The organism is Psychrilyobacter piezotolerans, from assembly GCF_003391055.1.
In the GTDB taxonomy this organism is placed as follows: domain Bacteria; phylum Fusobacteriota; class Fusobacteriia; order Fusobacteriales; family Fusobacteriaceae; genus Psychrilyobacter; species Psychrilyobacter piezotolerans.
The window spans coordinates 1-26323 of record NZ_QUAJ01000006.1; the positions used below are offsets into that span (position 1 = coordinate 1).

Annotated in this window: 22 protein-coding genes; 14 read left to right on the plus strand and 8 right to left on the minus strand. The window is 34.6% G+C overall.

Features of this window, described 5'->3' with window-relative positions:
- Positions 1–294: 294 nt before the first annotated feature.
- Positions 295–2880 (plus strand): ATP-dependent chaperone ClpB, encoded by a 2586-nt coding sequence (gene clpB / locus DYH56_RS04525; RefSeq protein WP_114641676.1) that lies wholly within the window; start codon positions 295–297, stop codon positions 2878–2880.
- A 67-nt stretch (positions 2881–2947) separates the two neighbouring features.
- Here clpB and DYH56_RS04530 read toward each other — a convergent pair whose 3' ends face one another.
- Positions 2948–3847, minus strand: coding sequence for a DMT family transporter (locus DYH56_RS04530; protein WP_114641677.1), 900 nt, complete (start codon positions 3845–3847; stop codon positions 2948–2950).
- A 315-nt stretch (positions 3848–4162) separates the two neighbouring features.
- Here DYH56_RS04530 and DYH56_RS04535 point away from each other — a divergent pair, with 315 nt between their 5' ends.
- From DYH56_RS04535 to DYH56_RS04555, 5 genes are all read left to right on the plus strand, one after another.
- The gene (locus DYH56_RS04535) at positions 4163–4852 is read left to right on the plus strand and encodes a YjjG family noncanonical pyrimidine nucleotidase (protein WP_114641678.1); all 690 of its coding nucleotides are present in this window, start codon (positions 4163–4165) and stop codon (positions 4850–4852) included.
- 377 nt (positions 4853–5229) lie between these two features.
- A complete protein-coding gene (locus tag DYH56_RS04540) occupies positions 5230–5709 on the plus strand; it encodes a complex I 24 kDa subunit family protein (RefSeq protein ID WP_114641679.1) in 480 nt (159 codons plus the stop codon).
- Entirely contained in the window at positions 5702–6964 is a 1263-nt protein-coding gene (locus tag DYH56_RS04545) for a complex I 51 kDa subunit family protein (protein ID WP_114641680.1), read from the plus strand. The genes DYH56_RS04540 and DYH56_RS04545 overlap by 8 nt, the downstream gene beginning before the upstream one ends.
- Before the next feature lie 38 nt (positions 6965–7002).
- Positions 7003–8718 (plus strand): NADH-dependent [FeFe] hydrogenase, group A6, encoded by a 1716-nt coding sequence (locus DYH56_RS04550; protein ID WP_114641681.1) that lies wholly within the window; start codon positions 7003–7005, stop codon positions 8716–8718.
- A gap of 143 nt (positions 8719–8861) precedes the next feature.
- Complete coding sequence (locus DYH56_RS04555; protein ID WP_114641682.1) at positions 8862–9932, plus strand: dihydroorotate dehydrogenase-like protein; 1071 nt, start codon at positions 8862–8864, stop codon at positions 9930–9932.
- 53 nt (positions 9933–9985) lie between these two features.
- Here the strand turns inward: DYH56_RS04555 and DYH56_RS04560 are convergent, their stop codons facing one another.
- The 4 genes from DYH56_RS04560 to DYH56_RS04575 form a co-directional block, all read right to left on the minus strand.
- Positions 9986–10360 (minus strand): hypothetical protein, encoded by a 375-nt coding sequence (locus tag DYH56_RS04560; RefSeq protein WP_114641683.1) that lies wholly within the window; start codon positions 10358–10360, stop codon positions 9986–9988.
- 176 nt (positions 10361–10536) lie between these two features.
- Positions 10537–10773 (minus strand): HepT-like ribonuclease domain-containing protein, encoded by a 237-nt coding sequence (locus tag DYH56_RS04565; protein WP_114641684.1) that lies wholly within the window; start codon positions 10771–10773, stop codon positions 10537–10539.
- A complete protein-coding gene (locus DYH56_RS04570) occupies positions 10766–11089 on the minus strand; it encodes a nucleotidyltransferase family protein (protein WP_114641685.1) in 324 nt (107 codons plus the stop codon). The genes DYH56_RS04565 and DYH56_RS04570 overlap by 8 nt, the downstream gene beginning before the upstream one ends.
- 216 nt (positions 11090–11305) lie before the next feature.
- A complete protein-coding gene (locus tag DYH56_RS04575; protein WP_114641686.1) occupies positions 11306–11527 on the minus strand; it encodes a hypothetical protein in 222 nt (73 codons plus the stop codon).
- Between the two features lie 363 nt (positions 11528–11890).
- Between DYH56_RS04575 and gshB the strand changes: the two genes are divergently transcribed.
- The 8 genes from gshB to DYH56_RS04615 all read left to right on the plus strand — a co-directional run bounded on the left by gshB (position 11891) and on the right by DYH56_RS04615 (position 22789).
- On the plus strand, positions 11891–12952 hold the full coding sequence (gene gshB / locus DYH56_RS04580; protein WP_114641687.1) for a glutathione synthase: 1062 nt from the start codon (positions 11891–11893) through the stop codon (positions 12950–12952).
- Positions 12933–14249, plus strand: coding sequence for a GNAT family N-acetyltransferase (locus tag DYH56_RS04585; protein WP_114641688.1), 1317 nt, complete (start codon positions 12933–12935; stop codon positions 14247–14249). Before gshB ends, DYH56_RS04585 begins: the two co-directional genes overlap by 20 nt.
- 9 nt (positions 14250–14258) lie before the next feature.
- Positions 14259–14672 carry an ankyrin repeat domain-containing protein gene (locus DYH56_RS04590; RefSeq protein ID WP_114641689.1) on the plus strand — a complete coding sequence of 138 codons (414 nt, stop codon included), beginning with the start codon at positions 14259–14261 and terminating at the stop codon, positions 14670–14672.
- 369 nt (positions 14673–15041) lie between these two features.
- On the plus strand, positions 15042–15605 hold the full coding sequence (locus DYH56_RS04595) for a toxin-antitoxin system YwqK family antitoxin (protein WP_114641690.1): 564 nt from the start codon (positions 15042–15044) through the stop codon (positions 15603–15605).
- 265 nt (positions 15606–15870) lie between these two features.
- Positions 15871–18243, plus strand: a complete 2373-nt coding sequence (locus DYH56_RS04600; protein WP_114641691.1) for a DEAD/DEAH box helicase family protein — start codon at positions 15871–15873, stop codon at positions 18241–18243.
- Complete coding sequence (locus DYH56_RS04605) at positions 18243–18824, plus strand: class I SAM-dependent methyltransferase (protein ID WP_114641692.1); 582 nt, start codon at positions 18243–18245, stop codon at positions 18822–18824. The genes DYH56_RS04600 and DYH56_RS04605 overlap by 1 nt, the downstream gene beginning before the upstream one ends.
- 485 nt (positions 18825–19309) lie before the next feature.
- Positions 19310–20614, plus strand: a complete 1305-nt coding sequence (locus tag DYH56_RS04610; protein WP_114641693.1) for a Na+/H+ antiporter family protein — start codon at positions 19310–19312, stop codon at positions 20612–20614.
- A 633-nt stretch (positions 20615–21247) separates the two neighbouring features.
- Complete coding sequence (locus tag DYH56_RS04615; RefSeq protein ID WP_199532974.1) at positions 21248–22789, plus strand: hypothetical protein; 1542 nt, start codon at positions 21248–21250, stop codon at positions 22787–22789.
- A gap of 51 nt (positions 22790–22840) precedes the next feature.
- On the opposite strand, the gene DYH56_RS04620 is transcribed toward DYH56_RS04615, so the two are convergent.
- The 3 genes from DYH56_RS04620 to DYH56_RS04630 all read right to left on the minus strand — a co-directional run bounded on the left by DYH56_RS04620 (position 22841) and on the right by DYH56_RS04630 (position 26099).
- Positions 22841–24025 (minus strand): RtcB family protein, encoded by a 1185-nt coding sequence (locus tag DYH56_RS04620; protein WP_114641694.1) that lies wholly within the window; start codon positions 24023–24025, stop codon positions 22841–22843.
- 176 nt (positions 24026–24201) lie between these two features.
- Positions 24202–25563 (minus strand): aspartate-alanine antiporter-like transporter, encoded by a 1362-nt coding sequence (locus DYH56_RS04625; RefSeq protein WP_233499998.1) that lies wholly within the window; start codon positions 25561–25563, stop codon positions 24202–24204.
- A 68-nt stretch (positions 25564–25631) separates the two neighbouring features.
- Complete coding sequence (locus DYH56_RS04630; protein ID WP_114641695.1) at positions 25632–26099, minus strand: hypothetical protein; 468 nt, start codon at positions 26097–26099, stop codon at positions 25632–25634.
- Positions 26100–26323 lie beyond the last annotated feature (224 nt).

The window sequence follows — 26323 nt, forward strand, 5'->3', positions numbered from 1 at the left end:
AAAAATTCATCTGCAGTTAACTTTTAAAAAATTTAAAATCTTAGCACCTTTTTTTGTAATGCCATTTTTTTTAAACTTGACTTTAAAAAAAATCAATTATTTTTACTTGACTTCATATAGTTAGTCTAAATCTTTGTTCATTGTTCTGCCTCTATATTTTTATTTTAATTATAACCTAAAGATCGTACTTCTGTCGCCCTTTCAAAAAATAAGAAAAAAGGGAAGGATTTTTATTCTCAATGGAGTAAAAAAAAAGGGAGTAAGATTTTTAAGAAAATTTACGGAGGTCAGGAGATGAACACAGAAAAATTTACACAAAAAAGTCTAGAAGCACTGTCAGCAGCCCATGAATTTGCATTGAAATATAAGCATACCAATATAAAAAATGAGCATCTGATCCTGGCTTTAATCGGTCAGATGAACGGACTTATACCAAAGTTATTGGAAAAGATGGGGAAAAATACCCCGGCATTGATAGACAGGATCGAGAAAGATCTCAATCATTTTCCCACAGTTGACACTCTTAATCCAAATAATATCTATATGGACAGAGACCTGAACGTCAGCCTGAATAAGGCTGAAAAAACAGCTGAAGAAATGGGGGACAGCTATATAAGTGTCGAACATCTGTTTATATCACTCCTTGAAAATAAAATTTTAAAAGAAGAGGGAATAAATATTGAAAATTTTAAAACAGCCCTGAAAGAAGTCAGAGGAAATCAAAGGGTAAACAGTCAAAATCCAGAAGGGGTCTATGATGTCCTCAATAAATACGGCAGTGATCTGTGTGAAGAAGTCAGAAAAGGCCGGATAGATCCCATCATAGGCAGAGACGTTGAAATAAGAAGATCGATACAAATTTTATCCAGAAGAACTAAAAATAATCCAATGTTGATCGGGGATCCCGGTGTCGGGAAAACAGCCCTGGTGGAAGGGCTGGCACAACGGATCGTAAAAGGGGATGTTCCGGATAACTTAAAGGAAAAAACCGTATTTTCCCTGGATATGGGAGCTTTAATTGCCGGGGCAAAATTCAGAGGTGAATTTGAAGAAAGGCTGAAAGCTGTGGTTAAGGAACTGGAAGCAAGTGAGGGAAAGATTATCCTCTTTATAGATGAGATTCATACCATTGTAGGAGCCGGAAAAACAGAGGGAGCCATGGATGCCGGAAATTTATTGAAACCCATGCTGGCCAGGGGAGAAATAAATGTAATAGGTGCTACCACCATAGATGAGTATAGAAAATACATAGAAAAAGATAGTGCACTGGAAAGAAGATTCCAGACAATCCTGGTAAATGAACCAACAATAGAAGACAGTATATCTATCCTCCGGGGATTGAAGGAAAAATACGAGGTATATCACGGGATTCGAATAAGCGACAGTGCAATTGTATCGGCTGTAATACTCAGTGACAGGTATATCACAGACAGAAACTTACCCGATAAGGCAATCGACCTCATCGATGAGGCAGCCAGTAAAATAAAAACAGAGATGAATTCTATGCCTTCAGAATTGGATGAGCTCACCAGAAAAGCCATGCAGTATGAGATAGAAAAAGAATCCCTGAAAAAAGAAAAAGATAAGGGGAGCCTGGAACGGCTGAATAACCTTGAGCGGGAACTGGCTGAATTAAATGATAAAAAATCAGTCCTTCAAGCCCAATGGAATCTGGAAAAAAATGATGTAACCAGGGTGCAGCAGATAAAGGAACAGATAGAGGAAGCAAAGCTGGAGATCGAAAAAGCCAACAGGGAAGCCGATTTACAAAAATTGGCTGAATTACAATATGGAAAACTGCCTCAGCTGGAAAAAGATCTAAAAGCGGAAGAAGAAAAGATGGAGACCAGTAAAAAAACCAGCAGCAGACTGGTAAAGGAAGTCTTAGACAGAGATGAAATAGCAGAAACACTAAGCTCCTGGACCGGTATCCCGGTAAATAAACTGATGGAGGGGGAAAAAGAGAAGATCCTTCATCTGGAAGACAGTATAAAATCCAGGGTAATCGGACAGCCGGAAGCTATAAAAAGCATTTCAGAATCTATTATCCGTGCCAGGGCAGGGCTCAACGATCCGGACAGACCCATGGGATCCTTTGTATTTTTAGGACCCACCGGTGTGGGGAAAACCTATTTAGCCAAAACCCTTGCTTTGAATTTATTTGATGATGAACGAAATATAGTCAGGATAGACATGAGTGAATATATGGACAAATTTTCTGTAACCAGACTCATAGGAGCTCCTCCAGGTTATGTGGGGTATGAGGAGGGAGGACAGCTTACGGAAGCTGTGAGAAGAAAACCATATTCTGTGATATTATTGGATGAGATAGAAAAAGCCCATCCAGATGTATTTAATATCTTACTCCAGCTCCTTGATGACGGCCGCCTCACCGACAGCAAAGGAAAGGTTGTCAATTTTAAAAATACCCTTATTATAATGACAAGTAATCTGGGCAGTGAGTATATAGTCGAGGATCCCCAGGTGGGGGAAGACACCAAAAAAATTGTGACCGACAGACTGAAGGCCAGTTTTAAACCTGAATTTATAAACAGGATCGATGATATCATAGTGTTTAGAGCACTGGGTAAAGAAAGTGTAAGAAATATAATAAAATTATTGATAAAAGAGATCAATGAAAGGCTGAAAGATAAATACATCGACCTCAGCTTTACGGCAGAGGCTGTAGATTATATTATAGAAAAATCTTACGATGTAAAATTCGGAGCCAGACCTATTAAAAGGTATCTGCAGAGGGAAGTAGAAACCAACTTAGCCAAGCTTATTCTACAGGGAGATGTGGCAGATGGGGATACAGTTGATGTCGGTGTAGCAGGAGAAAGCCTATCTTTTAAAGTTGTAAAAAAAGATAAAATTTAATTTTAAAAATTCATTAAGATAAGAGTAGATAAAAACAGTAGGTAAAGAAAAAAACTCCTAATTAAAATTAGGAGTTCTCATGTAAATTGATTTTTCTTGCAGGAAGTTTTATTTTAGAAATTATTACCCCTGTCAATAAGATAAAGATTCCCAGTATATTTACAGGATAAAGATATTCTTTTAAGAACAAATGACCTATAATAGCAGCTGTGGGAAGTTCTACTAAAGATACAATAGCTGCCTTTGTGGGACTGATAAATTCAAGTGCTTTAGTATAAAAAACATAAGCTAAAATGGTAGAAACAACACCCAGCATCAGGGAAAATCCTACCATCTCAAAACTTAATGCCCCTATTAAAACTTTTATATCCAGCATGGGAATTACAAAGACCGCTCCAATTAAAAAACTGTATATGAGGATCCCCGAGGAATTTGAGCCTTTGGGGATTCTTTTACTTAATATGGGAAAGAATCCATAGGCCAGTCCAGACACTGCTCCCATAAGAAGTCCAACTTTATTTGTGTTTAAAACTGATATGTCTCCCCCTGTGACAATTAAAAACGCTCCATAAAATCCCAGAGTCAGAGATAACCCTTTAAAGGGGGTGATCTTTTCCTTAAAAAATATCCTGGATAGGAGGGCTGTAAAAAGCGGACCTGTGCATGACATGATTACACCAACAGTTACAGAGGTTCTGACAATACACTGGTACATTCCTATCCCCATTATACCCTGGCTTATTATCCCAATTAAAAGAGAATGTTTAATATTTTCTTTTTTTATCTTTAATTTTTTTTTATCTTTTACAGCATAAAAAATAAACATAGGAAGGAATGCAGAAAATAACCTTAAAAATGTTATTTCAAAGGGGCCGACTCCCGTTTCTCCCAGATAATATGAGATGATCCCAATGGTTCCCCAAGTAATCCCCGCTAAAAATGCAAACCCATAACCCTTTTCTTCCATTTTAAACTTCCTCCTGTATCTTTCATAATTTCCGCTTTCTATCTTAAAAAAATCGCAGAAACATTATAAAAAATCAATATATAAATCAACTTTTTTTATAATTTATTTTAAAGTATATAATATATTCAGGGATTTAGATAGGTTTTGGTGCAGTGAATATTTTTTTAAAAAAATTATCTCTTCTAACTCTTCTCTTAATCAGCTAAAACAGCTATCCTTGTTTTTTTTTATCTTAAAGAGATCAAATTTAACAGAATTTCCCCTTTTAATAGTTGTCATGTTATAATTAAAAAAATAACTATAGGGGTGATTATCATGAAATATGAAATTATAATATTTGATGCAGATGAAACTTTATTCGACTTCAAAAAATCCGAAAAGAAAGCTTTTGAAAATACCATCATTGATTTCGGTATAGAATACCAGGAAAATCATCATTTTAAGATCTATAAGGAAATAAATACAGCTATCTGGAAGGAACTTGAGGACGGGCTTATCACCCAGAAAAAACTAAAAACAGAAAGATTTAAACGATTGTCGGAGAGACTGAATATCCAATTTGATGAGGCTGAATTTGCAAAATTATTTATGAAATATCTCTCCCAGGCATCTTTTTTATACGAAGAAAGTCTCGAGCTTGTTAAAGATTTAACTAAAGATTACAGGCTTACCATCATTACAAATGGTCTCAGTGCAGTTCAGGACAACAGGATAAAAAAGTCCGTTATTGCAGAATACTTTGAGGATATAGTGGTTTCTGAAGAGATAGGAGTATCTAAGCCAAATCCGGAAATATTTCAACATGCTTTAAATAATATTAACTATACCCATAAGAATAAGGTATTGATGGTAGGGGACAGCCTGACATCCGATATCCAGGGTGGAATAAATTTTGGTATAGACACATGCTGGTTTAATCCTGCTATGAATCTCAATGAGATAGGGATAGAACCTACCTATACTATCTCTGATTTGATGGAACTTAAGGAAATTTTAAAAAATTAATTTATAAAAAGACCATCATTTAGACCAGATAAACCTGGTCTAAATGATGGTCTTTTATTTTTTATTTTTATTTAACATGTGTAAAAATTCACACTATCTAAAAATAAGCTTAAAAATTTCGCCGTTTATACCAACAAATAGGACAAAAAGTTTAAAAAAATATATAATTAAGATTGACAAATTTATTTTCATAGTATATAACAGAAGGTGGAAATATTAAAATAAAGCTAAAATTAACTCTTATTTCCGTTCTTAACAATCTGTTTTATTACAAAAAGAATTATTTCGGTCTACGTTTAAAATCAAAAAGATCGAACTACAATCTTAAATTATTGTGCAAGATAATCAAATAAAGAGTTTTACTAAGGGGGCAAAAAGTGACAGCAGATATTTTTGACGTAAACAAAATATTAAAAAAATATGAGTATAAGGACAGTTCTTTAATACCTATATTGCAGGAAGTACAAAAACTTAATGAGGAAAAATATATTTCTGAAGAGATGGCTAAATATATAGCTGCAGAAATGAAAATTTCTAAAACCAGGATCTATGAGGTAATAACATTTTTTTCTGCATTGAATGACAAACCTAAGGGTAAATATTTCATCCAACTTTGCAACAGTACGGTATGTGAGATAACAGATAAAGATCTCATTGAAAATGCTTTGGTAAGTGAACTTGGGATTCAGGTAGGAGAAACATCCCAGGACAAGATGTTTACCCTGGAGTATACACCTTGTTTTGGTGCCTGTGACGTTTCACCGGCTATGAGGGTCAATAAAGTAGTCTACGGTAATTTAACAGAAAGCAAGATAAAAAGTATAGTGAGTAAATTAAGAGGTGATACCCATGAATAGAACTCAGAAAGTAATTACTGAAAACTTTAATACATATAAAGTAGAGCAGATAGATAAATATATTGAAAATGGCGGATTCCAGGGATTGAAAAATGCTTTGGAAAAAGGAAAAGATTTCATAATCGATGAACTGAATATTTCCGGATTACGCGGTCGGGGAGGGGCTGCATATCCTACAGGTAAAAAATGGAATGGCGGAAGACAAACTCATGCCGACGTCAAATATGTTCTTTGTAATGCAGATGAGGGAGAACCGGCAACTTTTAAAGACAGAGAGTTATTGGTTAAAGACCCGTACAAGGTATTGGAAGGACTGGCTATTTCCGGATATACATTTGGAGCCAAGGAAGGTTTTATCTATATAAGGGAAGAATATGAATTCTTACACGACAAGATAAGAAAAGCCATAAAATTAGCAGAAGAAAATGGTTACCTGGGAAAAAATATCCTGGGTACAGGATTTGATTTTTCCATAAAGGTGTTTTCAGGTGCCGGTGCATATGTATGCGGTGAAGGATCGGCTCTCATAGAGTCTATGGAAGGTAAGGCAGGGAGACCCAGAATGAAACCGCCAAGAATCGGTGTTGCAGGATATATGGGAAAACCAACCCAGTCTAACAATGTAGAAACATTGGCAATAGTTGCAACCGTTTTAAAGATGGGTGCTGTTAACTATGCAAAATACGGAACTGAGAAAAGTATAGGGACTAAGATGATCAGCCTCTGCGGAAATGTAAAGAAACCGGGAACATATGAGATTCCCTTTGGAATGAGTCTGAGAGAAATAATATACGATATCGGTGGAGGGATCGTAGGAGATAAAGATATTAAATTCCTGCAGTTAGGCGGAGTATCAGGACCGCTGATGCCTAAAAAATATATCGATACAAAATATACCTATGAAGATCTGGAAGCTGAAGGGTTCGGGATCGGATCGGGGGCTATTTTGGTGGCTGATGAGACTAAGAGTGTTATTAAATTTTTAGAATCGGTAAGTTATTTCTTCTTCCATGAATCTTGTGGAAAGTGTACTCCATGCAGGGAAGGAAAAAGACAGATGAAAAAATTATTGGATAAAATGTCTAAAGGAACTGCAACAACTAAAGATCTAAAAAATATAGAAAAAATCTCCAGGATAATGACAGATGCATCTTTCTGTGGATTGGGGCAGACAGCGGCAACTGCAATGCTGACAGCTATAAAATATTTTTCACCGGAACTCTGCAGTTCTATAGATGAAATAAAGGCATTATAAATTTACATAGTTAATTATAAACCAGGGGGGTCTAACAAGTGGTAAACCTTATAATAGATAATAAAGAAGTTCAAGTGCCCAAGGGTACAACAATAATAGAAGCAGCAAAGAAAATACATATCAAAATACCTAGCCTGTGTCACCATCCAGATCAAACTGTAAAAGGAAATTGTAGAATATGTTTAGTTGAAAATGACTGGGGCGGTTTAGTCGCAGCTTGTTCTACAAAGGTATCGGAAGGGATGAAGATAAAGACAAATACAAAATTTGTAAGAGATACTCAAAAAGGTGTTTTGGAATTAATATTAGCAAATCATAACCAGGACTGCCTAAAATGCGATAGAAATGGTAACTGTGAATTACAGGACCTGTGTGAGAGATTTAATATTTCAAACAACAGTTTAGATGAAAATATAGTGGAAGCTCATGAAATAGATGACTTTAACTGCTCTATAGTAAGAGATTATTCTAAATGTATAAAATGCGGAAGATGTGCCGATGTCTGCAGGGACGTGCAAAATGTAGATGTTTTAGCTGCAACTAACAGAGGAGCAGAATATGAATTTATACCTAGATTCGACAGAAAATTACATGAAACAGAGTGTGTATTCTGCGGCCAGTGTATAAAGGTATGTCCAGTTGGGGCAATCTATGAAAAGTCCAGTATAGATAAGGTTTTGACTGCAATAGACGATGAACAATTACATGTAATAGTTCAGATAGCACCTGCAGTAAGGGTAAGTGTAGGAGAATTATTTAATTTAGAACCCGGGAGTATCACAGAGGGGCAGATAGTATCCAGTCTTAAAAGAATAGGATTTGAAAAGGTATTTGATACCAATTTCACAGCAGACCTGACCATCATAGAGGAAGGTTATGAATTGATCGACAGAATCACAAATGGCGGAAAATTACCTATGATTACATCGTGCAGTCCTGGTTGGATAAACTATATAGAAGGACACGGGGAAGACCTGTTAGAACACCTATCCACATGTAAGTCGCCTCAGCAAATGTTCGGAGCAATTTCCAAGACCTATTATGCAGAAAAGTTAGGAATTCACCCGTCTAAGATCTTTACAGTTTCAATAATGCCATGTACAGCAAAGAAATTTGAGGCTAACAGGGAAGAGATGAATTCATACGGATTCCCAGATGTAGATGCTGTATTGACAACCAGAGAATTAGGTAGACTAATAAAATCCCAGGGAATAGATTTTGCCAATGTGGAAGAAGAAGAATTTGATGCTCCATTTGGAATAGCATCGGGAGCAGGGGCAATATTCGGAGCCAGTGGCGGAGTAATGGAAGCTGCACTTAGAAGTGTATATGAAATACTTACTAAAGAAGAGCTGGAAAAATTAGAATTTGAAGAAGTAAGGGGAATGCATGGAATAAAAGAAGCTGCTGTAAATATAAATGGTAATGAAATAAAGATAGCAGTTGTCCATGGATTAGGAAATGCTAAAAAAGTAATGGAAGAAATCAGAGCCGGAAAATCGGATTATACCTTCGTTGAAATAATGGGGTGTACCGGAGGATGTATCGGCGGCGGAGGACAGCCCATAGAAAAAACCAGAGAAACAAAACAAAAAAGAATGGATGCCCTATATACCATAGACAGTGATAAGGAGCATCGATCTTCCCATAAAAACCCCACAATAATTAAATTATATGAAGAGTTCTTAGGGGAACCTAACGGGCATAAGGCTCATGTTCTCTTACATACAACATATAAGGGTAGAAAATTATAAGGTCTTGATATGCGGCACCCCAGATCTGGGGTGCCGCATCCTTTTTATCTTCATACTTAGTGTACAAAATTCCCTAAAACCTCTGTTAAACCTGTTTTTCAAATTTTATCCGTGGTTTAGAAATTAATAAAAAGGAATTATTTATGAATTTCAGTAAAATGTATAACAGATATATAAATAAAAAAGGTGAGGTGGTAGGTGTGGCAAATTTGAAAACAAGCTATATGGGAATTGAATTAAAGAATCCGATTATCATGGGTGCAAGCACTCTTTCTGGAAATTTGGATTTTGTGAAAAAACAGGAAAAAAACGGAATTGCTGCTGTGGTTTACAAAACTATTTTTGAAAAGGACATCCAGCTTGAAAATTTAGAGGTAAGCGAGGAGCTGAATGAGTATGAGGAGAGAAATGCCGAAATGATAAATCCGTCATCTAAGATTGACGATTTCGGACCTGAATCCCATATCTTAAAGTTGAAAGAATTCAAAGAAAATCTTTCTATTCCGGTGATAGCCAGTCTGAATGCAATAAACAAAAGCAGCTGGATAGAATATGCAAAAAAGATAGAGGAGACCGGGGTAGATGCAATGGAGATCAACCTGTTTTACTCCCCTGAGAGTTTTGAAAAAACCAGTTGTGAGATCGAAAAAGAGCAGGTGGATATTCTAAGGGAAGTGAGAAAAACAGTTAAGATCCCCGTTTCCGTGAAACTTTCTCCCTATTATACAAATTGCCTGAATATGATAAAGCAGTTTCAAGAGGCCGGTGCAGACGGTTTTCTGCTGTTCAATAAATTCATAGAGCCTGAAATAGACGTGGAAAATGAAAAATTCAAAATTCAATGGAATATCAGCCACCTGGATGAAAACAGCCACTCTCTGAAATTTATCGGGACATCCTTTAAAAATATAGAGGCGGATATTTGTGCAGGAACAGGGATAATAACCAGCGATGATATAATTAAAATGATCCTTGTGGGAGCTCCTGCAGTCCAAATAGTAAGCGCTTTTTACAAAGATAATGAGGATGTAGTGCAAGAACTTCTGCTAGGGTTGTCACAATGGATGGATAAAAACAACTATGATTCCATCTCCAAATTCAGAGGAAAGCTGGCAAAGTGTAATCTGGCAAACCCATATTCCTATAATATCGCCCAGTACCTGGACATTTTAAAAGATTCTACAGAGATATTAAATGAGCACCATACCATCTAAAAAATAAAAAGGTTCTTAGAATAAATATTCTGAGAACCTTTTTTTATAAACCATTATTTTTCCATAATAATTTCACTGAGTTTAACTCTGAAATCTTCCCCCTGAATATTATTCACATAAACACTCTGCCCGGAAAAAGTAGAGCTTTCTTTGGGTTTTAAGTTATAGAAGTTCATTTTCCCCACAACACTATACGGGGTATCTTTATCTTTAAACATAACAGTAACTTCTGCCTTTAAAATTTTTTTATCCGTATTATTTTTAACAACTCCCTCAAAATATTTTCTCCCGCCGATTGTTTCACTTAAATCAATATTTAAAAGTGAGATCTTCTCCAGGGTAAAGTTATATTTTTTATGGTTGAACGGGGTAAATGAGCTAAATGACATAAAAGATAAAATAAAAAATAAAAAAACAATTTTTTTCATATTTTTTGCTCCTTTTTAAAAATAATATTATGCACTGTTTATATACTAAAAAAAACAATCAGTTCCTACAAAAATTTTAAAAAATAAAAGATTTTTTTTAACACCCTAATACCTATGACTATAAAAAAAAATCCTCCTACAGAACTAGATCTTTCTAGGTGCAGGAGGGGATGATTTTAGTCTATGTTCTCATTTTTAGCCATAATATTTAAATATTTTTCTAATTCTAAAATTTCGCTAGGTATTTTAGAGATAGCTTCTCCTATAATCATTAAGTTATATTCAATAATCTCTTGTAAATCGTTATTTTCAATAAATTCTTCAAATTCAACATCTTTTATTTTAGATTTAATTCTATTTATTTTTTCAATTATATCTACAATGTAATTATAATAATGTTTACTTCTAGACATAAATAACACTCTCCAATATTTCTTTTCTAATTTTATCTCGATTATCTCTAGCAACTTTCGTTTTATATTCTTGTTCAAATTGATTAATAGTAATTAAATCTATATCTTTATGAAATAAATCTTCTAAAAAATATTTGGTTTTGCAGTAGTTTTTATACATTTTGTCTTTTTTTAATTTAATTAAAATATCTATATCACTTTCGCTGGTTTCTTTCCCAAAGGCATAAGATCCGAATAATCCTATTTTTTCGACTCCATATTCTTCAAAAATATTTTTATTTTCTTTTAATTTTTTTAGGATTTCATTTTTATTCATGAAACTACCTCCGTTTATCAATTTTAAAATTATTCCCTACTCTAAGTATACCATAAATATGTCTATTTTGAGGGAAACTAGAAGGGTCAATGCAAATTTAAGCCAGAGAGCAGCTAATTTTTGAGCCACTTGGGAGAGAAAAAAAATCCTCCTACAGAACTAGATCTTTCTAGGTGCAGGAGGAGGGTTATAAGTTCGAATTTTTAAATATTCCTTTTAATTTTCATAATCATCGTAGTCATAGTCATAGTCATCTCTTAATTCAATTTCATATGGATCCTCAGGATTATCCAATCCGTATTTTTCAAGTATTTCCTGCTTCAGATCCTCTGTTTCAAACCATTCCTGTGTAAATTTTTCATGATCTTCTTCACAAAGTTCCATATAATTTTCATAATCCCTTTTAGTCATAACTTCCTCTAATTCTTCTAAATTCATCAGCTATTCTCCTTTTTTTATTTATTTAAGAAGTTTTCCCCTTATAACGATCTTTGAAATATTAAGGTTGTTTTCAGAGCTCTCTTCTTTTAGACAAAAATATAATACTATAAAACAAATAAAAATAAAAGATTTTTTTTAACTTTTTTTTCAGCCTTAATATCAACATTATTTGACTTTTATTTTTAAATTTTACACCCCATAAAAATTGTATTGACTTTTTGTTTATAAAAACATAAAATATCATACTAATCTAATAATTAGTTTAGATTGCATAAAATATTATATGGTTGTTTATGACTATTTTGTTATATTTTATATGAATTAAGTTAACAGTATAAATGCTGTATTATGGAGGTAAAAATGAATATAGGTTTTATTATAGATGAGTGGGAAAATTTAAATCCATCTAAGGATTCCACACTAAGAATGATTCACGAATGCTGTGCAAGGGGGCATAATGTGGGTATTTTATACCCTTATAACCTTACTATCAGAGACAATATAACTTATGGTTTTGTAAAGGTATTAAAAAAAGAAAGTTATGCACTGAACAGCTTTACGAGTTTCCACAAAAGGATGGAATTTGACGAGAAGATGATGCCCATAAATGCATTTGATGCATTATTTTTAAGAAAGGATCCCCCTGTAGATTCTATCATGCTTAATTTTCTGGATTCAGTTAAGGATGAGGTCTTTATAGTAAATGATATAGACGGTATCAGAAAAGCTAACAACAAGCTTTACACAACTACTTTTCATGATCCGGAGGATGAATTTCTTCCAAAAACCTATGTATCAAAAAATACCGAATACTTAAAGGGGATAATAGAAAAATCAACTGAGGAAAGAATGATCTTAAAACCCCTTGACGGTTATGGAGGAAGCGGGGTAATCGTCATTGAAAAAAGTGCCAGCAAAAACTTGAGTTCCCTTCTGGATTTTTATATAAACGGAAAGACCGGCAAGCACTATGTGATTGTGCAGGAGTATATCCCTGAAGCTGAAAATGGCGATGTAAGGGTAATGATGTTAAACGGCGAGCCCATCGGAGCTTACAGAAGGGTACCGTCGGAAACGGATAACAGATCCAATATACATGCCGGAGGAACTGCCCAAAAGTATAAACTTACAGACCATGATCTGAAGATGTGCAGAAGGATAGGAAAAAAACTTGTCCAGGACGGGCTTTATCTAGTCGGCCTTGATATTATTGCCGGAAAACTCATCGAGGTCAATGTTCAAAGTCCCGGAGGAATAGTAAATATCAATAAAATGAGTAAAAATAAGATCCAAAAAAATATTATAGATTTTGTAGAGGAAAAGGTTCATGAGATAGAGGAATTTTTCAATGTGAAAGAATTCAGACTCAACAGAAGAAGATTATTTAAAAAAGAGGTGTTCAGTGGAAAGATTGAGGACTAGCGAAATTATTGACAATATCAGAAACTTTAGAACTTTTAAAGGAATTTCTGAGTCGGAAGGTTTCTATATAGAGGTGGAAAGCTACGTACCTTATATGGGTGGAGCTATCCATGCAGGACATAAGCTGAGGGAGGAGATCCGGTCTAAGTGCATCCTTTCGGAATTTGAAAGATGGCAGGAGGAAGATCCCTATACAGATACATTTATAAAGAATTTCCCCATAAAAATAATAGCTTTGGACAGCAGATATGAATATGATCTTAACAGAGATAAAGACAGCTGTATCTATGAGGATGCATGGGGGAAAAAAGTCTGGAATACAGAACTTACTGAGGAAGAAAAAGAAGGGTCTCTGGCCAAGTATAATGAGTTTTATTCAGTGGTAGAAGAACTTCTTAAGGCCTTGGAATTTATGTATGAAAAGATCTATGTCTATGATATCCACTCCTATAACCACAAGAGGGATGCCTATGCAGGAAGAAATCTCCCCCTGTTTAATCTGGGGACAACAGAACTTCCAAGGGATATATTTTCCAAGGATATAGATAAATTTTTGGGTCTTTTATCAAAAATGGAAATAGAAGGGCATGAAAATTATACTGCAGAAAATGATATCTTCAAGGGGAAGGGGCAGTTTTTGAAATTTATTACAGAAATTTCTTCTCAGACAATAACCTATGCCCTGGAAATTAAAAAGGTTTTCTGTGATGAAAACAGCGGGGAACATTATGAAGAAATAATAAATAACCTGGAAGAAGAATTTAATAAAATTGTAGAAAATCATACAAAAGAACTTCCAGAGGAGTTCAGCATCCATTTTTTAAATAATTTCGGGGAAAAAATTGAAGACCTTTCCTATGGAGAGGCAGAAAAAATCTGCAGCCTCGTTACTGAAAATTACAGAAAGAGTAATGAGGGAGAATATTCCAAGGATGAAATAGAGAAACTTGTATCCACGAGAACCCCCGAAGCAATTATCGAGAGGAGTAAAAAAGGACTGCTTATCTATTTTAAAAATAAAATGGATGAGGTGGTAGCCTGCGGAAGCATCGCCATGAGAGATGGAAATCCCGAAGCAAAACTTTTAAACGTAGGTAAAAATTACAGGGGCAGGGGATTTGCTCAGAAGATATGCGATTTAAGAGAAAAATTTTTAAAGGAACTGGGATTTAATAAGGTATATATTGAGAGTTTGAAATTTGAAAATACAATTAAATTTCATAGCAAAAGAGGATTTTTCCCTATACAGACTGATAGAAAATTAAAATACACTGTTTTCATGTGTAAAGAACTTTAAGGAGAATTTATGGAAATTTTAAAATATTTAAACGAAGAAAATTTAGATGATTTTTTGAAAAATTTTGACTTTGAAACTTTAGATGCTGGAGATGAAGAGGGAAATACATTTCTTCATAAACTTGTAAAAATGGGAAATGTTTACGGGGTTGATGTTTTAGCGGATATAGGAGCGGATATAAATGCCAGAAATAAAAAAGGTGAAACACCTGCCCATATTGCAGCAGAGATAGACAATATCGAAATTTTTCAGATTCTCTCAGATTATGGAGCAGATTTCAATATAAGAAATAATTCCCAAAGAACTCCGGAACGTATAGCAAGGATGAATAATGGAGTAGAAATATTAAAAATCATCAGTAATTATAGTGAAGATTATGGATCTATTGAAAAGATGAAATGTCACAGGGAATTAGAAGATTAGGTGTCGTTGAAATAATTTTTGCGTGGCCTTTATTTAAAAAATTAATAAAATTAAGCTTAAAAGGACGTTATAAATTTAACGTCCTTTTCTGTTAGTAGTTTTCCAATTTTTGTCTGCGATATTCTTTCTAACAATTAAAAATACAATAATGAGTAAAATACTTGATAATATATTCTCTAGAGGTTTTAATAATGTTCTATATTTTTCAATTCACAATCTTTTAGTATTTTTTTTATAAAAAGGAAATGGAGTATAATATATATATATTATAAAAAATAAAATGGCAACATGATAAATTAAATATCCAAGGAGGTTGTTAATAATTAAAGATAGAAATTAAAAGTTAAACTTAAAAAAAGGAGGAGGAGAATGAAAAAAATATTATTAATATTAATAATTATTATAAGTTTAATGAGTTATGGGAAATCAATTAATGAAGAGCAATTACAAAACAGAAATGGTGTGTATTATAAAATAAATAAAAAAACTCCATACACAGGAACAGTTATTGGCTATTACGAAAATGGACAAATCGAACGTAAAAGAAATTATAAAGATGGATTAAAAAATGGGGAAACGACTGCCTATTACGAAAATGGGCAAATCGAATCTAAATTAAATTATAAAGATGGATTAAAAGATGGAGAAGTTATCGCCTATTACGAAAATGGGCAAATCGAATCTAAAGAAAATTATAAAGACGGGAAAGAAGACGGGGAAAGGGTTGTCTATTATGAAAATGGACAAACCAAATCTAAAGAAAATTATAAAGATGGATTAAAAAATGGGGAAAGGATTTTCTATTACAATAATGGACAAGCCAAATCTAAAGAAAATTACAAAGATGGAAAACTAAATGGGGAAGTTATTAACTATTACGAAAACGGGCAAATCAAATCTAAATTAAATTATAAAGATGGACAAATTGAATAGGAAGGAAATCATAAGATAATCTTTCATATGCTAGCTACCATAATGACGCTCCATTACATTGCTCTTAATTCAGCCTAAGGAGGTTTTAGGATCTCGTTGGAGGGATGGTATAGCAGGAATTAAAAAGAGCTCCTAAAATTGATTTAGGAGCTCTTTTTCTATGCTTTTAAATGCCTGTTAAAAACTCTGATTGTTCGTATATAAAATATGCTATAATTTTACTGAAAACAATATTATAAAATATCTGAATTAATAGAGGTGAATAATGGAAAATCGAGCAGTATTTACAGGACATAAACAACCGATCTTACCTAAATTACAGCACTGTATAAAAAAAGCCAAAAAAATATATTTTATAGTTTCATTTATCAGGGACAGCGGAATGAAACTCCTGATAAAAACCATAAAAGAAGCCGGCTCAGAAGGGAAAGAAATTAAAATAATTACCAGCAATTATTTAAATATAACCGAGCCCAATGCTCTATACAGACTCTACGAAGTTTTTGAAAAAGATAAAAATATAAAAATTTTTAATAACTCCAGTATTTCTTTTCACCCTAAAACCTATATTTTTGAATACGAAAACGGCGAGGGTGAAGTCTTAGTCGGATCTTCCAACATCTCGTATTCTGCATTGATGAGCGGAGTAGAGTGGAACTATGCCTTTAAAAAAAGTTCTCATGAAAAAGAATATTATGAATTTTTGAATGAATTTGAAGAATTATACGAGAAAAATAGTGTGTTATTGACCCTGGAATGGCTCAGAAAATATGAGCAGACATATAGAAAAAATAAAGATATAATTGACGTAGTTCCTCCAAAATTGGACTTAGAACCAATAAAGTTTCAGATACCTGCCCTCTATGAACTTTCAAAAACCAGGGAGGAAGGGCATACAAAAGCTATGGTCACTGTTGCCACCGGACTTGGAAAAACCTACTTAGGAGCCTTTGATTCACTGAACTATAAAAAAATATTGTTTGTAGCTCATAACATTGAAATTTTGGAACAGGCCAGACTTTCATTTTTAAGTGTGCATAAAGGTAAGACCGCTGCATTTTTTACAGGGGATAAAAAATCAATGGATGGGGATATTCTTTTTGCAACTATCCAGACACTGGGTAAGAAAAGATATTTAAATGAGGAATATTTTCCTAAGGATCATTTTGACTATATTATAGTAGATGAATTCCATCATGCCGATGCCCCAACATACAGAAGGCTGATAGATTATTTTGAACCTGAATTTTTGCTTGGTCTGACAGCTACCCCGGATCGGTCAGACAACGGGGATATATATGAGATCTGTGACTACAATATCGCCTATGAATGTAATTTTAGAACGGGGATAAACAACGGATGGCTGGTTCCCTTTGAATATTACGGAATCTACGACGATGTTGACTACAGCTCCATCCCCTGGAGAAGCGGGAAGTATGATCTGGAAGCATTGGAAAATAAGCTGATGATCGAAGATAGAAGTGAAGAGATTTTAAAAAAATATAAAACCTATGGAAAAAATAAAACCATCGGGTTTTGTGCAAGTGTAAAACACGCCAAACATATGGAAGAGTATTTTAAAAAAAATAAGGTAAGGTGTGCAAGTATCTTGGGAGAAACTTCCAAGAATGATAGAACTCAGATAATTAAGGATTTTAGAAAGGGAGATTTAAAATTAATTTTTGTGGTAGACGTATTCAATGAAGGGGTGGACATTCCGGATATTGAGACTGTGATGTTTTTAAGACCTACAACCTCCTATACTATATTCATCCAGCAGCTGGGCCGCGGACTTCGAACCAGTGAGGGAAAGGATAAATTGAGAGTTTTGGATTTTGTGGGAAATTACAAGGGAAGCCACTGGAAACCTCTGTTTTTAACAGGGAACTATAACCCTAAAGATCCCAAACAGAAAACAGGTTCTGCTATCGATATGGATCTTCCCCAGGGGTGTCAGGCAAACTTTGATCTGAAATTAATCGATTACCTGGAGCAGGAAAGGGTTAAGAAAGAACCCCTGAAAGAAAAATTGATCCATGAATTTTTCAGGATGGAAAGTGAGCTGAATAAAATACCTTCAATGATGGATGTAGAGGCACGCGGAAAATATCCTGTGGATATCTATATCAAAACTTTTAAATCATGGCTGAATTTTTTAGTGGATATAGAGAGAGCTGATCCAAATGAATTAAAGATGTGGAAAATTAATATTGGAAAAGATTTTCTTAGCTTTTTGGAAAAAACTGCCATGACCAAATCTTACAAGATCCCGACACTCCTTAGTTTTATTGAAGGAGAACAACCGATAGGAGAAGTTTCCTCAACGACTATTGGGGAGAATTTTTCAGAATTTTATTCCAACAAACTACACGGGAAAGATTTAAACAATAAAAAACATAAAAATTGGGATACATGGAATATCAAGGATTTCGAGAAATTAGCAGTTGAGAATCCGATTAAATTTTTATCCAAGAGCAGCAGTCAGTTTTTTACTTATGACGGGGATAAAAGGGTCTTTTATCTCAACAAAAAACTTTATGAGATGTTGAAAGATAACAAAGAAATTATTAAAAAAATAAAAGACAGGTTGGAATACAGGAAAACAAGTTATTTCAAGCGAAAATACGGGGAGGAGTAATGTCGGTAAAATTTTATAATGAAAATGCAGTAGATTTTTTTGAAAATACTGTAGATGCGGATATGGGGGAGACCTATAAGATATTCAACAGCTACCTGAAAAAAGGAGATACAATTTTAGATCTGGGATGCGGGAGCGGGAGGGATTCCCACTACTTTTCCAACTACGGTTATGAAGTGATCTCGGCTGATTATTCAGATGAGATGGTAAAGATGGCAGGAGATTATTTAAATAAAGAAGTCATTAAACTGGATATGCGTCAGATGGATTTTAAGCAAAAATTTGACGGGATCTGGGCTTGCGCTTCCATCCTTCATATAAAAAAAGATGAGATGGCAAAAGTTTTAGAAAAATCTCATAAAGCCCTCAAAGACGGGGGGATTATGTATATGAGCTTTAAATATGGAGAAGGGGAAGTTCAAAGGGGAGGAAGACATTTTTCCAACTATACGGAAGATACCTTCTCAAAACTTTTGGATTCTCTGGATATTTTTAGTGTTGAAAAATTTTGGAAAACAGCAGATGTGAGACCGGACAGGGGAGATGAATTTTGGCTCAATGTGATAGTAAAAAAAAAGTAGCCTAGGCTACTTTTTTTATTCGTCTTAGTGGAGTAAGTCACAATCGTCATTGTAGAAACAGTACCGCTGAAGCCTAACGACTATAAACTTCGATTCAAAAGTTCTAATTATTATTACTTAGGTTTCTCTGATCTGAGATTCATATTTAAAATTCTTTCTAAAGTTAGAATTGATTTTGATACTCATGAAATCTCCATAGGAAGGAAGAGTTAGATTTTAAATTCGTGACAGAAAAAGCTTACAGGTTTTCTTAATCTGCGTAGATTAAAGGGTTTTCTGTGTATCTCAAAGAGATCCGCGTTCAAAGGATTTAAAAGAAAAAGCTCCTATGATCTAGCAGTAACCTTCAAAAATTTGCTTTAAAGTTGTATTTTTTTAGGTAATAGTATATCATTTCATGTAGCAGATATATGGTACTGCTATATTATTTCTACATTACTTTTATATCACCATATAAAAGCAAAGAAAAAGGAGGAACAAATTTTATGTTAACAAACCCAGTTTTATTATCAGTTATCTTGATGAGTGTTTTATGTCTTCTAAACTTGAATGTCATCTTATCTCTAATTATAGCTGCATTATTTGGAGGGCTTCTATCGGGTATACCTCTAAATGAAGTTATGAGTATCTTAGTAGGAGGGATGGGAGGAAATGCTGAAACGGCACTTAGTTATATATTGCTTGGAGCTTTGGCTACAGCAATTCACGAAACCGGCCTGGCTACATTATTATCTAAAAAAATCGCCAAGACAATAAAGGGGAAAAGGGCTGTACTGCTAATTATTATTGCATTCATCAGTTGCTTATCGCAGAACCTTATACCGGTTCATATTGCTTTTATACCAATTCTTATACCTTCATTATTAAAAATTATGAATATATTGAAAATTGACAGGAGGGGAGCAGCTTGTGCTCTTACCTTTGGTCTTAAAGCACCTTATATTGCACTGCCTGTGGGATTTGGACTGATATTTCATGGAATTATTGCTGATCAAATGACAGCAAATGGAATGGAAATTTCTAAATCAATAATCTGGGAAGGAATGGCTTTCCCGGCTCTAGGAATGGTAGTTGGTGTTTTGGTTGCAATATTTATCAGTTATCGAAAACCCCGGGAATATGAAATCACAGAATTTTCTGAAATGGACCTTATTGACGATGAAGAGATTAAATTTACAAGATCACATTTTGCTGCCTTACTAGGGGCAGGAACAGCCCTGGTTATCCAGTTAACTATAGGCTCTCTGCCTCTGGGTGCAATTGTAGGTCTGGGAATAATGGTAATCTTCAGGGCCATAAAATGGAACAGCCTCAATGATATAACCAACAACGGGATACATATGATGGGGTTCATTGCCTTTGTAATGCTGGTTGCCTCAGGTTATGGAGCGGTAATCAGAGAAACCGGAGGAGTCCAGGCTTTGGTTGATGTGACAGCAGGAATTGTCGGTGAAAGTAAATTTTTTGCCTCCCTTATAATGATTATCCTGGGGCTGATCATCACCATGGGGATAGGAACTTCCTTTGGAACAATTCCTATTATCGCAGTTATCTATGTACCCCTTTGCTTAAAATTAGGGTTTAGTCCCCTTGCAACTGCAATACTTATAGGTACAGCAGCAGCACTTGGTGATGCAGGATCCCCTGCCTCCGACAGTACATTAGGTCCTACTGCAGGTCTCAATGCAGATAATCAGCACGACCATATTTGGGATACATGCGTTCCGACTTTCTTGCATTTTAATATACCCCTTGTAATATTTGGTGTAATTGGGGCAATGATCTTCTAGTCTATTATTTTTAAAGGAAAAATCACATAAAAATTTTATTATATTCAGGCACTCTTAGGAGTGTCTTTTTATATTTTTTCTCAACAACTATAAACTTCAGATTGAAGGTCTTAATTTAAAAATAAAAAAACTTCTGTGTTGTAGCAGTAAAGCATATCCTTCGTGTAATTCGTGACAGAAATTTTAGTAGTACCCTGAGTAGATCACTGCCGGGATGTTATATTTAATAACAATAATAGGTAACATTTATAAAATATATATTATTTTAAAATATAATTTTTATATATTAAACAAATGAAAAAATTATTTTAATACATTTCCCGCATATATGCACATATAAATAGAACAAAATCCACGCCTTTATTCACGTTTAGTTAACTTTTAATTCAATATTAAGTTTAAAAAGGTATTTCTAATAACGATGAAAAAGGTCTGCCAGAGGTATATCATTTTTGTTCATAGGTACAATATATAAAATCAATATTAAAACCGTTTCAACACACTTTCTGTATATAAGTACATACAAATAGAACATTATGGTTGACTTTAGTTATGTTTTGTTTTATAATGGATCTTGAAAATCAAATGAAAAAAGATTTTTAAGCATAAAACAAAAAACTAGGGGGAACAAAAGTGGATTATTTAGTAAGTCAAATTTCGCACATCTCAGCATTAAATCATTTTTTTTTAACAATGATAATTTTAATTACAATGATTTTGGTTTCAAGAACCGTTGTAGCAGGAACTAAGTATTCGTCTATACTTATTATTGTTGTATTTGGATTGGTTATGGGATTTGTAATGGTAAAAAGTCAGGTGGCAACACCGGGGCTCAGTGAATTTCCAATGATAGTATTGGCCAGTAAAACCACCATTATAGCATTGATTGCATCATTTTTTGTAGGCGGACAGGAGATAAAAAAGATATTCTTTAAAGAAAAGCTCAGTGCCGAGGAAATTATGATTCCTTCTAAAGAGGAAGTTATATTAGGAACAAACAGTACACAATTATTTTTCTTAATCAGGGCTTTCTTCATTTTAATAGGGATAGAAACAATTAAAATTTTACTTGTCGGATCTTCCGGAAAGAACGTTTTTGAAAATTCATATCTTCTATTAGCATATTTAAGTATTGTACTGTCAATAATTTTTATCGATAACAAGGCTAAAATATCACATAAACAAAGTTATATTAGAAGCGGATTCATTGAAATAATTGCAATTTTAGGAATTTTAATTTTATCCCTTAGGATATCCCAATTAATCCAGCCTATCATTGCTCTTCCTCAGATTTTCTTCGCAATGATTATATCTGCTGCATTGGGGATGTTATTATCTAACTGGAAATTCGGACCTACAATTAATTCCCTTTTATTTGCAGGAGTTCCAATTGTACTGGCTGGTACTTTTTTAGTCGGTGGTTCTAGAATGGGAGAAGCATTTAAAATATCGGGAGTTAAAAATGTCATGATCTACGGATTTTCAGGACAGTTATTCTGGATGTTTGCAGGAATGGCAATACTGATATTTTTAGGGAAGGTAAATCATGTGAATAATATAGCCCCTGGAATGGCAGGAGCACTGTCACACTCAGGGCTGACTGGTGCATGTACCAGTGGAGACCTTGGAGAAAAGGCAGCAACAAGAGCTCCAATAATGATTAACGTACCATTTTTCGGACATATCTTTGTCTTTTCTATCTTAGCAGCCAGTGCAAAAAGAGGCAGTATAATTGTCGGGTGGGTTATACCTCTTGTTATTGCAGGAATAATATTAACAGCTCTTTCTATAAAGACATTAAGAAATTCCAATGAAGATGATGCTGAGGAGATAAAGGGTCTCATGCAGTTTTCATTCGGATGGCAGATTATAGCTGTATTTTCAAGTTTTACCCTGTTAAATATGGCGGGCATGCCCTTGGAACAGGTTTCCATAGCGGTGTCTTCTGCCTTATCTCACTTTGGGTTATTTGCAGCAGTCCAGGGAGGTATGTTTGGAGAAAGTGCAGCCGGATTGATAGCATTTATTTTTGCAATGCCATTCCTGGTACATCCCCTTGTATTTGGTATGTTTGGTAATGCCGTAGAAAATCAGGGTAAGATGGCGGTTAAATTAGTGAGTCTATTTACATTAATTGGTTTTATCGGTGTAGTATACTCAATGATCAGTATTTAAAAGTAAGAGCGGGCTTCCCAGGAGAAGCCCGCTCTTACTTTCTATTATTTTCTATGCCTTAAAATTATAGAGGGGAATTATTTCATCGATGATTTCTACACATGGGTCCAGAAGAGGTATAATTTCATCCTTGGACTTGTATGCCTTGGGAGCTTCATCCAGAGTACCGCGGGATACCGAAGTGGTGTAGATTTCTTTCATGCTCTCTTTGAATTCATCCATATTCAGAAGATCTTTGGCCTTTCTTCTGGAGAGAACTCTCCCTGCCCCATGGGGTGCTGAAAAATTCCAGTCGGGACTTCCCTTTCCCCTTGCTACTATAGATCCATCCCTCATATTAAGGGGGATGATAAGTTTTTCTTTCCTGTGGGCAGATACCGCCCCCTTTCGCAGGACATAGTCTTCAAAGTTAAAGTAGTTGTGGACAGATTCCCAGAGGGGAACCTCCTTACCCAGAAGATATAGTGGTCTTCCATCCAGAGCCAGGGAGATCCCTTTTTTTATATACGATATATAGGAGGTGTCAAGATCAAGGTGACGGGCAATCCTCAAGACCATAAAAAGTCTGTTGAGAGTGGCAAAGGATTGACATATCTTCATATCCTCCAGGTATTCAGAAACATTTTTTCCTTCCAGATATTTTAAGTCTCGGGGAACCTCCTCGCTGCAGTGTCTTTCTGCAACCCTTTGATGGTACTGTGCCGTCTGATGTCCCAGATGTCTCGATCCTGAGTGGACCAGAAGATATTTTTGCCCCCTGCGGTCTTTGGATACCTCTATAAAGTGGTTTCCAGATCCCAGGGATCCGACGGAAGACATATGTCTGTCAAAATCGGTATTGGTTTTATCCGAAAGGAGCTGAATTTTTTTTATGAACTGACGGGAAAAATTCTCCTCCTTCCAGCTTTTATTAACATCGTGGCCGTGGGGGATCTCCCTCCTTATGAAGTTGTCCAGGGAACTAAAGTCTATCTCAATATCTTCAAGTTCTAAAACCGTGACTCCGCAGCCTATGTCTACACCTATAATATTTGGAATCACGAAATCAGGCGAAGGAGAGCAGGCCATTGTTAACCCGATAACCGATCCCTTACCGGAATGAACATCGGGCATAACCCTTATCTTATTTTTAGAAAAGATTTTCAAATCGCAGATTTTTTTAATCTGCTGGATACAATCGTCTTCGAGGTCTTCAATAAAAACCTTAGCTGTATTAAACTGTCCTTTTATATTCATAATTTATCTCCTAATGTTTAAAAATGTTACTGACGATGATCAGGTCAGAGTAAAAAAAATAATAAACCATTCATGCTAACCTTTGTCTGTATAAGGATCCTCTTTTTTAGTTCAATTTGAGTTATATGCACTTAGGATATGAGTTTTAATTTTTAGCACTTCCTTTTGCAGCAAGTTTAAATTAGTTTATGTAAAATTATTGTAAATAATACCATTCCAAATAGAGCAAATGGATAGGTAGCGGCATACCCTGCAGCCGGATCATCGGAACCTATTGTATCTACAGCCGCACCCAGTCCAGGAGTAGAGGTCATCCCTCCACATATAGCTCCCGAAAGCATAATCCAGTTGATTTTAAAAACATACTTACCTACCACAAAACCTATAAACATAGAGAATAGACTTATAAGGATGGAGAATAAACACAGGTAAATACCATCTCCCATAAGGGAATTAATAGTGGCAAAACCATATCTTAATCCAACTACAGAAAGAAAAAATGTAAGGGATATTTCGCTTATTACCCCGATAATTTTTTTATCCATTCTAAAAGTCATAAATCCTATTTTTCCTATATATCCTAAAAAAGTAGAAGTAACTAGAATTGCCCCTGTAGAACCTAAACTAAAATATCCTAAGGGACCTAAATTAATTTTTATCATTCCAAGTGTATATCCTGTAATACATGTAAAAAAAAATGCCAGAGTATCAAATCTTACAGGCTCAATATATTTAATTTTTATTGTATTTTTTATTTCATCCATTTCTTTTCTAAATTCTTTGTATTCTTTTTCTAAATTCAATCTAAATATTTTTGGAAATAATTTCATGGCTAATATCACCATAAGAACTCCAAATGGATACCCCACAGCATATCCAATTCCAACTTTAGATTCAGCATCAAGAATAAAAGCATTCACTTGATCTGGAGATAATGAAGAAGTGTTTATAGGTGTCAATGTCCCCTTAGGGTCCAGTATATTAAGAATTCTTTTTTTATTTTGTTGACTAAGAGAAGGATACTTTTCAGCCCATTCTTTAGCGTGCTCCCTGGATGCTTCAATTGCTGCAGCTAATCCGGGGGAACTGGTTAGAGCTCCTGTGTAAACCCCTGAAACTTCATATGGATTTATTTTTTTGATCACAGTTGTAAGAACATAAGTTGTTCCGGCTCCTATGAATACAATTAGAAACCCTAAAGCAATAAACTTGGTTCCGTATTTTTTAACTATAACGGCAATATTATCCGCCACCAAAAGCCCAATAGTAGCTACAAAAAGAATTAAAAATAAAGTAAAAAACTTTTTATCTATAACGCTGACCTTTAGCAGGGATTCAAATATAGAAGTATTTGGTCCCTGAGTATCTACCATATTATGGGCTATTTTAACTATCCACCACCCTATTCCCAGCCCAGAAAATAATGTACCTGAAGTTCCGATTTTTAAAATTCTTCCTAAAATCAGGCCTGTATAAATTGTTATAAACATAAGAGTGAAAGGGTTTGTCAGCCAATGAATACTTTTAAACATAAACATATAAATTCACCTCTTTTTGGAAGTTAAATTAAAAAATTATATCTTTTTTCCTATTTTCCTGGATTTTTTCATGGAACAAGTTTTTTCTTCTCTTCAGGGGGTGAAACGTCTTCATCGGAATGATCTTCCTCTATATTGGGGTAAGGTTCACCTTCATTTTCAAAGCCGTATACCCCGAAGGTAATAACCTCTATTGCATCTGGATCTACCCCTGGGGTTTTCCCCAATTTTCTATTCCATGCAGCAGCACACTCTGGGCATGATTGTTCCCTTCCCTCTGTAACAATAAGATCAGCACAGATACAGTATCCCAAATAAATTGCACACCAAGAACAGTCGTTTTGAATACAGCAGTTATATTTCCCCTTCTCTCGGAGATCTTCCTTAGCTGTTTCAAGTTTATCTCTAAGTTGTTCAACACTGGGTTCATTGGTCTCTGTATAGTATCCTTTTGGCTCCCAAAATTCAGTAGTGTATAAAAAATATCCCAGGATAATTAAGATCACAGGAAGAAGGATATAAAGCAATTTCTTCATCTTGACTCACCTCCCTTAAACTCTAGGTTATGTTTCTTATATAGGATTTTACCTTCTATTTCTTAATAATCCTTTATTAAAAATCAGCTAAACCTGCTGCAAAAGTAAAACTCCAATATATTTTTCTATGAAGGAGATCTTTTATTTAAGTGGTACATTATGTAATCGTTTATAACTATAGAGGATTTTTTAGGTTAAAAAAATAATGCAGTATGGAGGATTTT

Excerpts from the sequence above, each read along its gene's own strand:
- clpB (WP_114641676.1), top strand. The coding sequence starts at position 295 with ATGAACACAGAAAAATTTACACAAAAAAGTCTAGAAGCACTGTCAGCA.
- DYH56_RS04530 (WP_114641677.1), bottom strand. The coding sequence starts at position 3,847 with ATGGAAGAAAAGGGTTATGGGTTTGCATTTTTAGCGGGGATTACTTGG.
- DYH56_RS04535 (WP_114641678.1), top strand. The coding sequence starts at position 4,163 with ATGAAATATGAAATTATAATATTTGATGCAGATGAAACTTTATTCGAC.
- DYH56_RS04545 (WP_114641680.1), top strand. The coding sequence starts at position 5,702 with ATGAATAGAACTCAGAAAGTAATTACTGAAAACTTTAATACATATAAA.
- DYH56_RS04555 (WP_114641682.1), top strand. The coding sequence starts at position 8,862 with ATGAATTTCAGTAAAATGTATAACAGATATATAAATAAAAAAGGTGAG.
- DYH56_RS04560 (WP_114641683.1), bottom strand. The coding sequence starts at position 10,360 with ATGAAAAAAATTGTTTTTTTATTTTTTATTTTATCTTTTATGTCATTT.
- DYH56_RS04565 (WP_114641684.1), bottom strand. The coding sequence starts at position 10,773 with ATGTCTAGAAGTAAACATTATTATAATTACATTGTAGATATAATTGAA.
- DYH56_RS04570 (WP_114641685.1), bottom strand. The coding sequence starts at position 11,089 with ATGAATAAAAATGAAATCCTAAAAAAATTAAAAGAAAATAAAAATATT.
- DYH56_RS04575 (WP_114641686.1), bottom strand. The coding sequence starts at position 11,527 with ATGAATTTAGAAGAATTAGAGGAAGTTATGACTAAAAGGGATTATGAA.
- gshB (WP_114641687.1), top strand. The coding sequence starts at position 11,891 with ATGAATATAGGTTTTATTATAGATGAGTGGGAAAATTTAAATCCATCT.
- DYH56_RS04590 (WP_114641689.1), top strand. The coding sequence starts at position 14,259 with ATGGAAATTTTAAAATATTTAAACGAAGAAAATTTAGATGATTTTTTG.
- DYH56_RS04595 (WP_114641690.1), top strand. The coding sequence starts at position 15,042 with ATGAAAAAAATATTATTAATATTAATAATTATTATAAGTTTAATGAGT.
- DYH56_RS04600 (WP_114641691.1), top strand. The coding sequence starts at position 15,871 with ATGGAAAATCGAGCAGTATTTACAGGACATAAACAACCGATCTTACCT.
- DYH56_RS04605 (WP_114641692.1), top strand. The coding sequence starts at position 18,243 with ATGTCGGTAAAATTTTATAATGAAAATGCAGTAGATTTTTTTGAAAAT.
- DYH56_RS04610 (WP_114641693.1), top strand. The coding sequence starts at position 19,310 with ATGTTAACAAACCCAGTTTTATTATCAGTTATCTTGATGAGTGTTTTA.
- DYH56_RS04620 (WP_114641694.1), bottom strand. The coding sequence starts at position 24,025 with ATGAATATAAAAGGACAGTTTAATACAGCTAAGGTTTTTATTGAAGAC.
- DYH56_RS04625 (WP_233499998.1), bottom strand. The coding sequence starts at position 25,563 with ATGTTTATGTTTAAAAGTATTCATTGGCTGACAAACCCTTTCACTCTT.
- DYH56_RS04630 (WP_114641695.1), bottom strand. The coding sequence starts at position 26,099 with ATGAAGAAATTGCTTTATATCCTTCTTCCTGTGATCTTAATTATCCTG.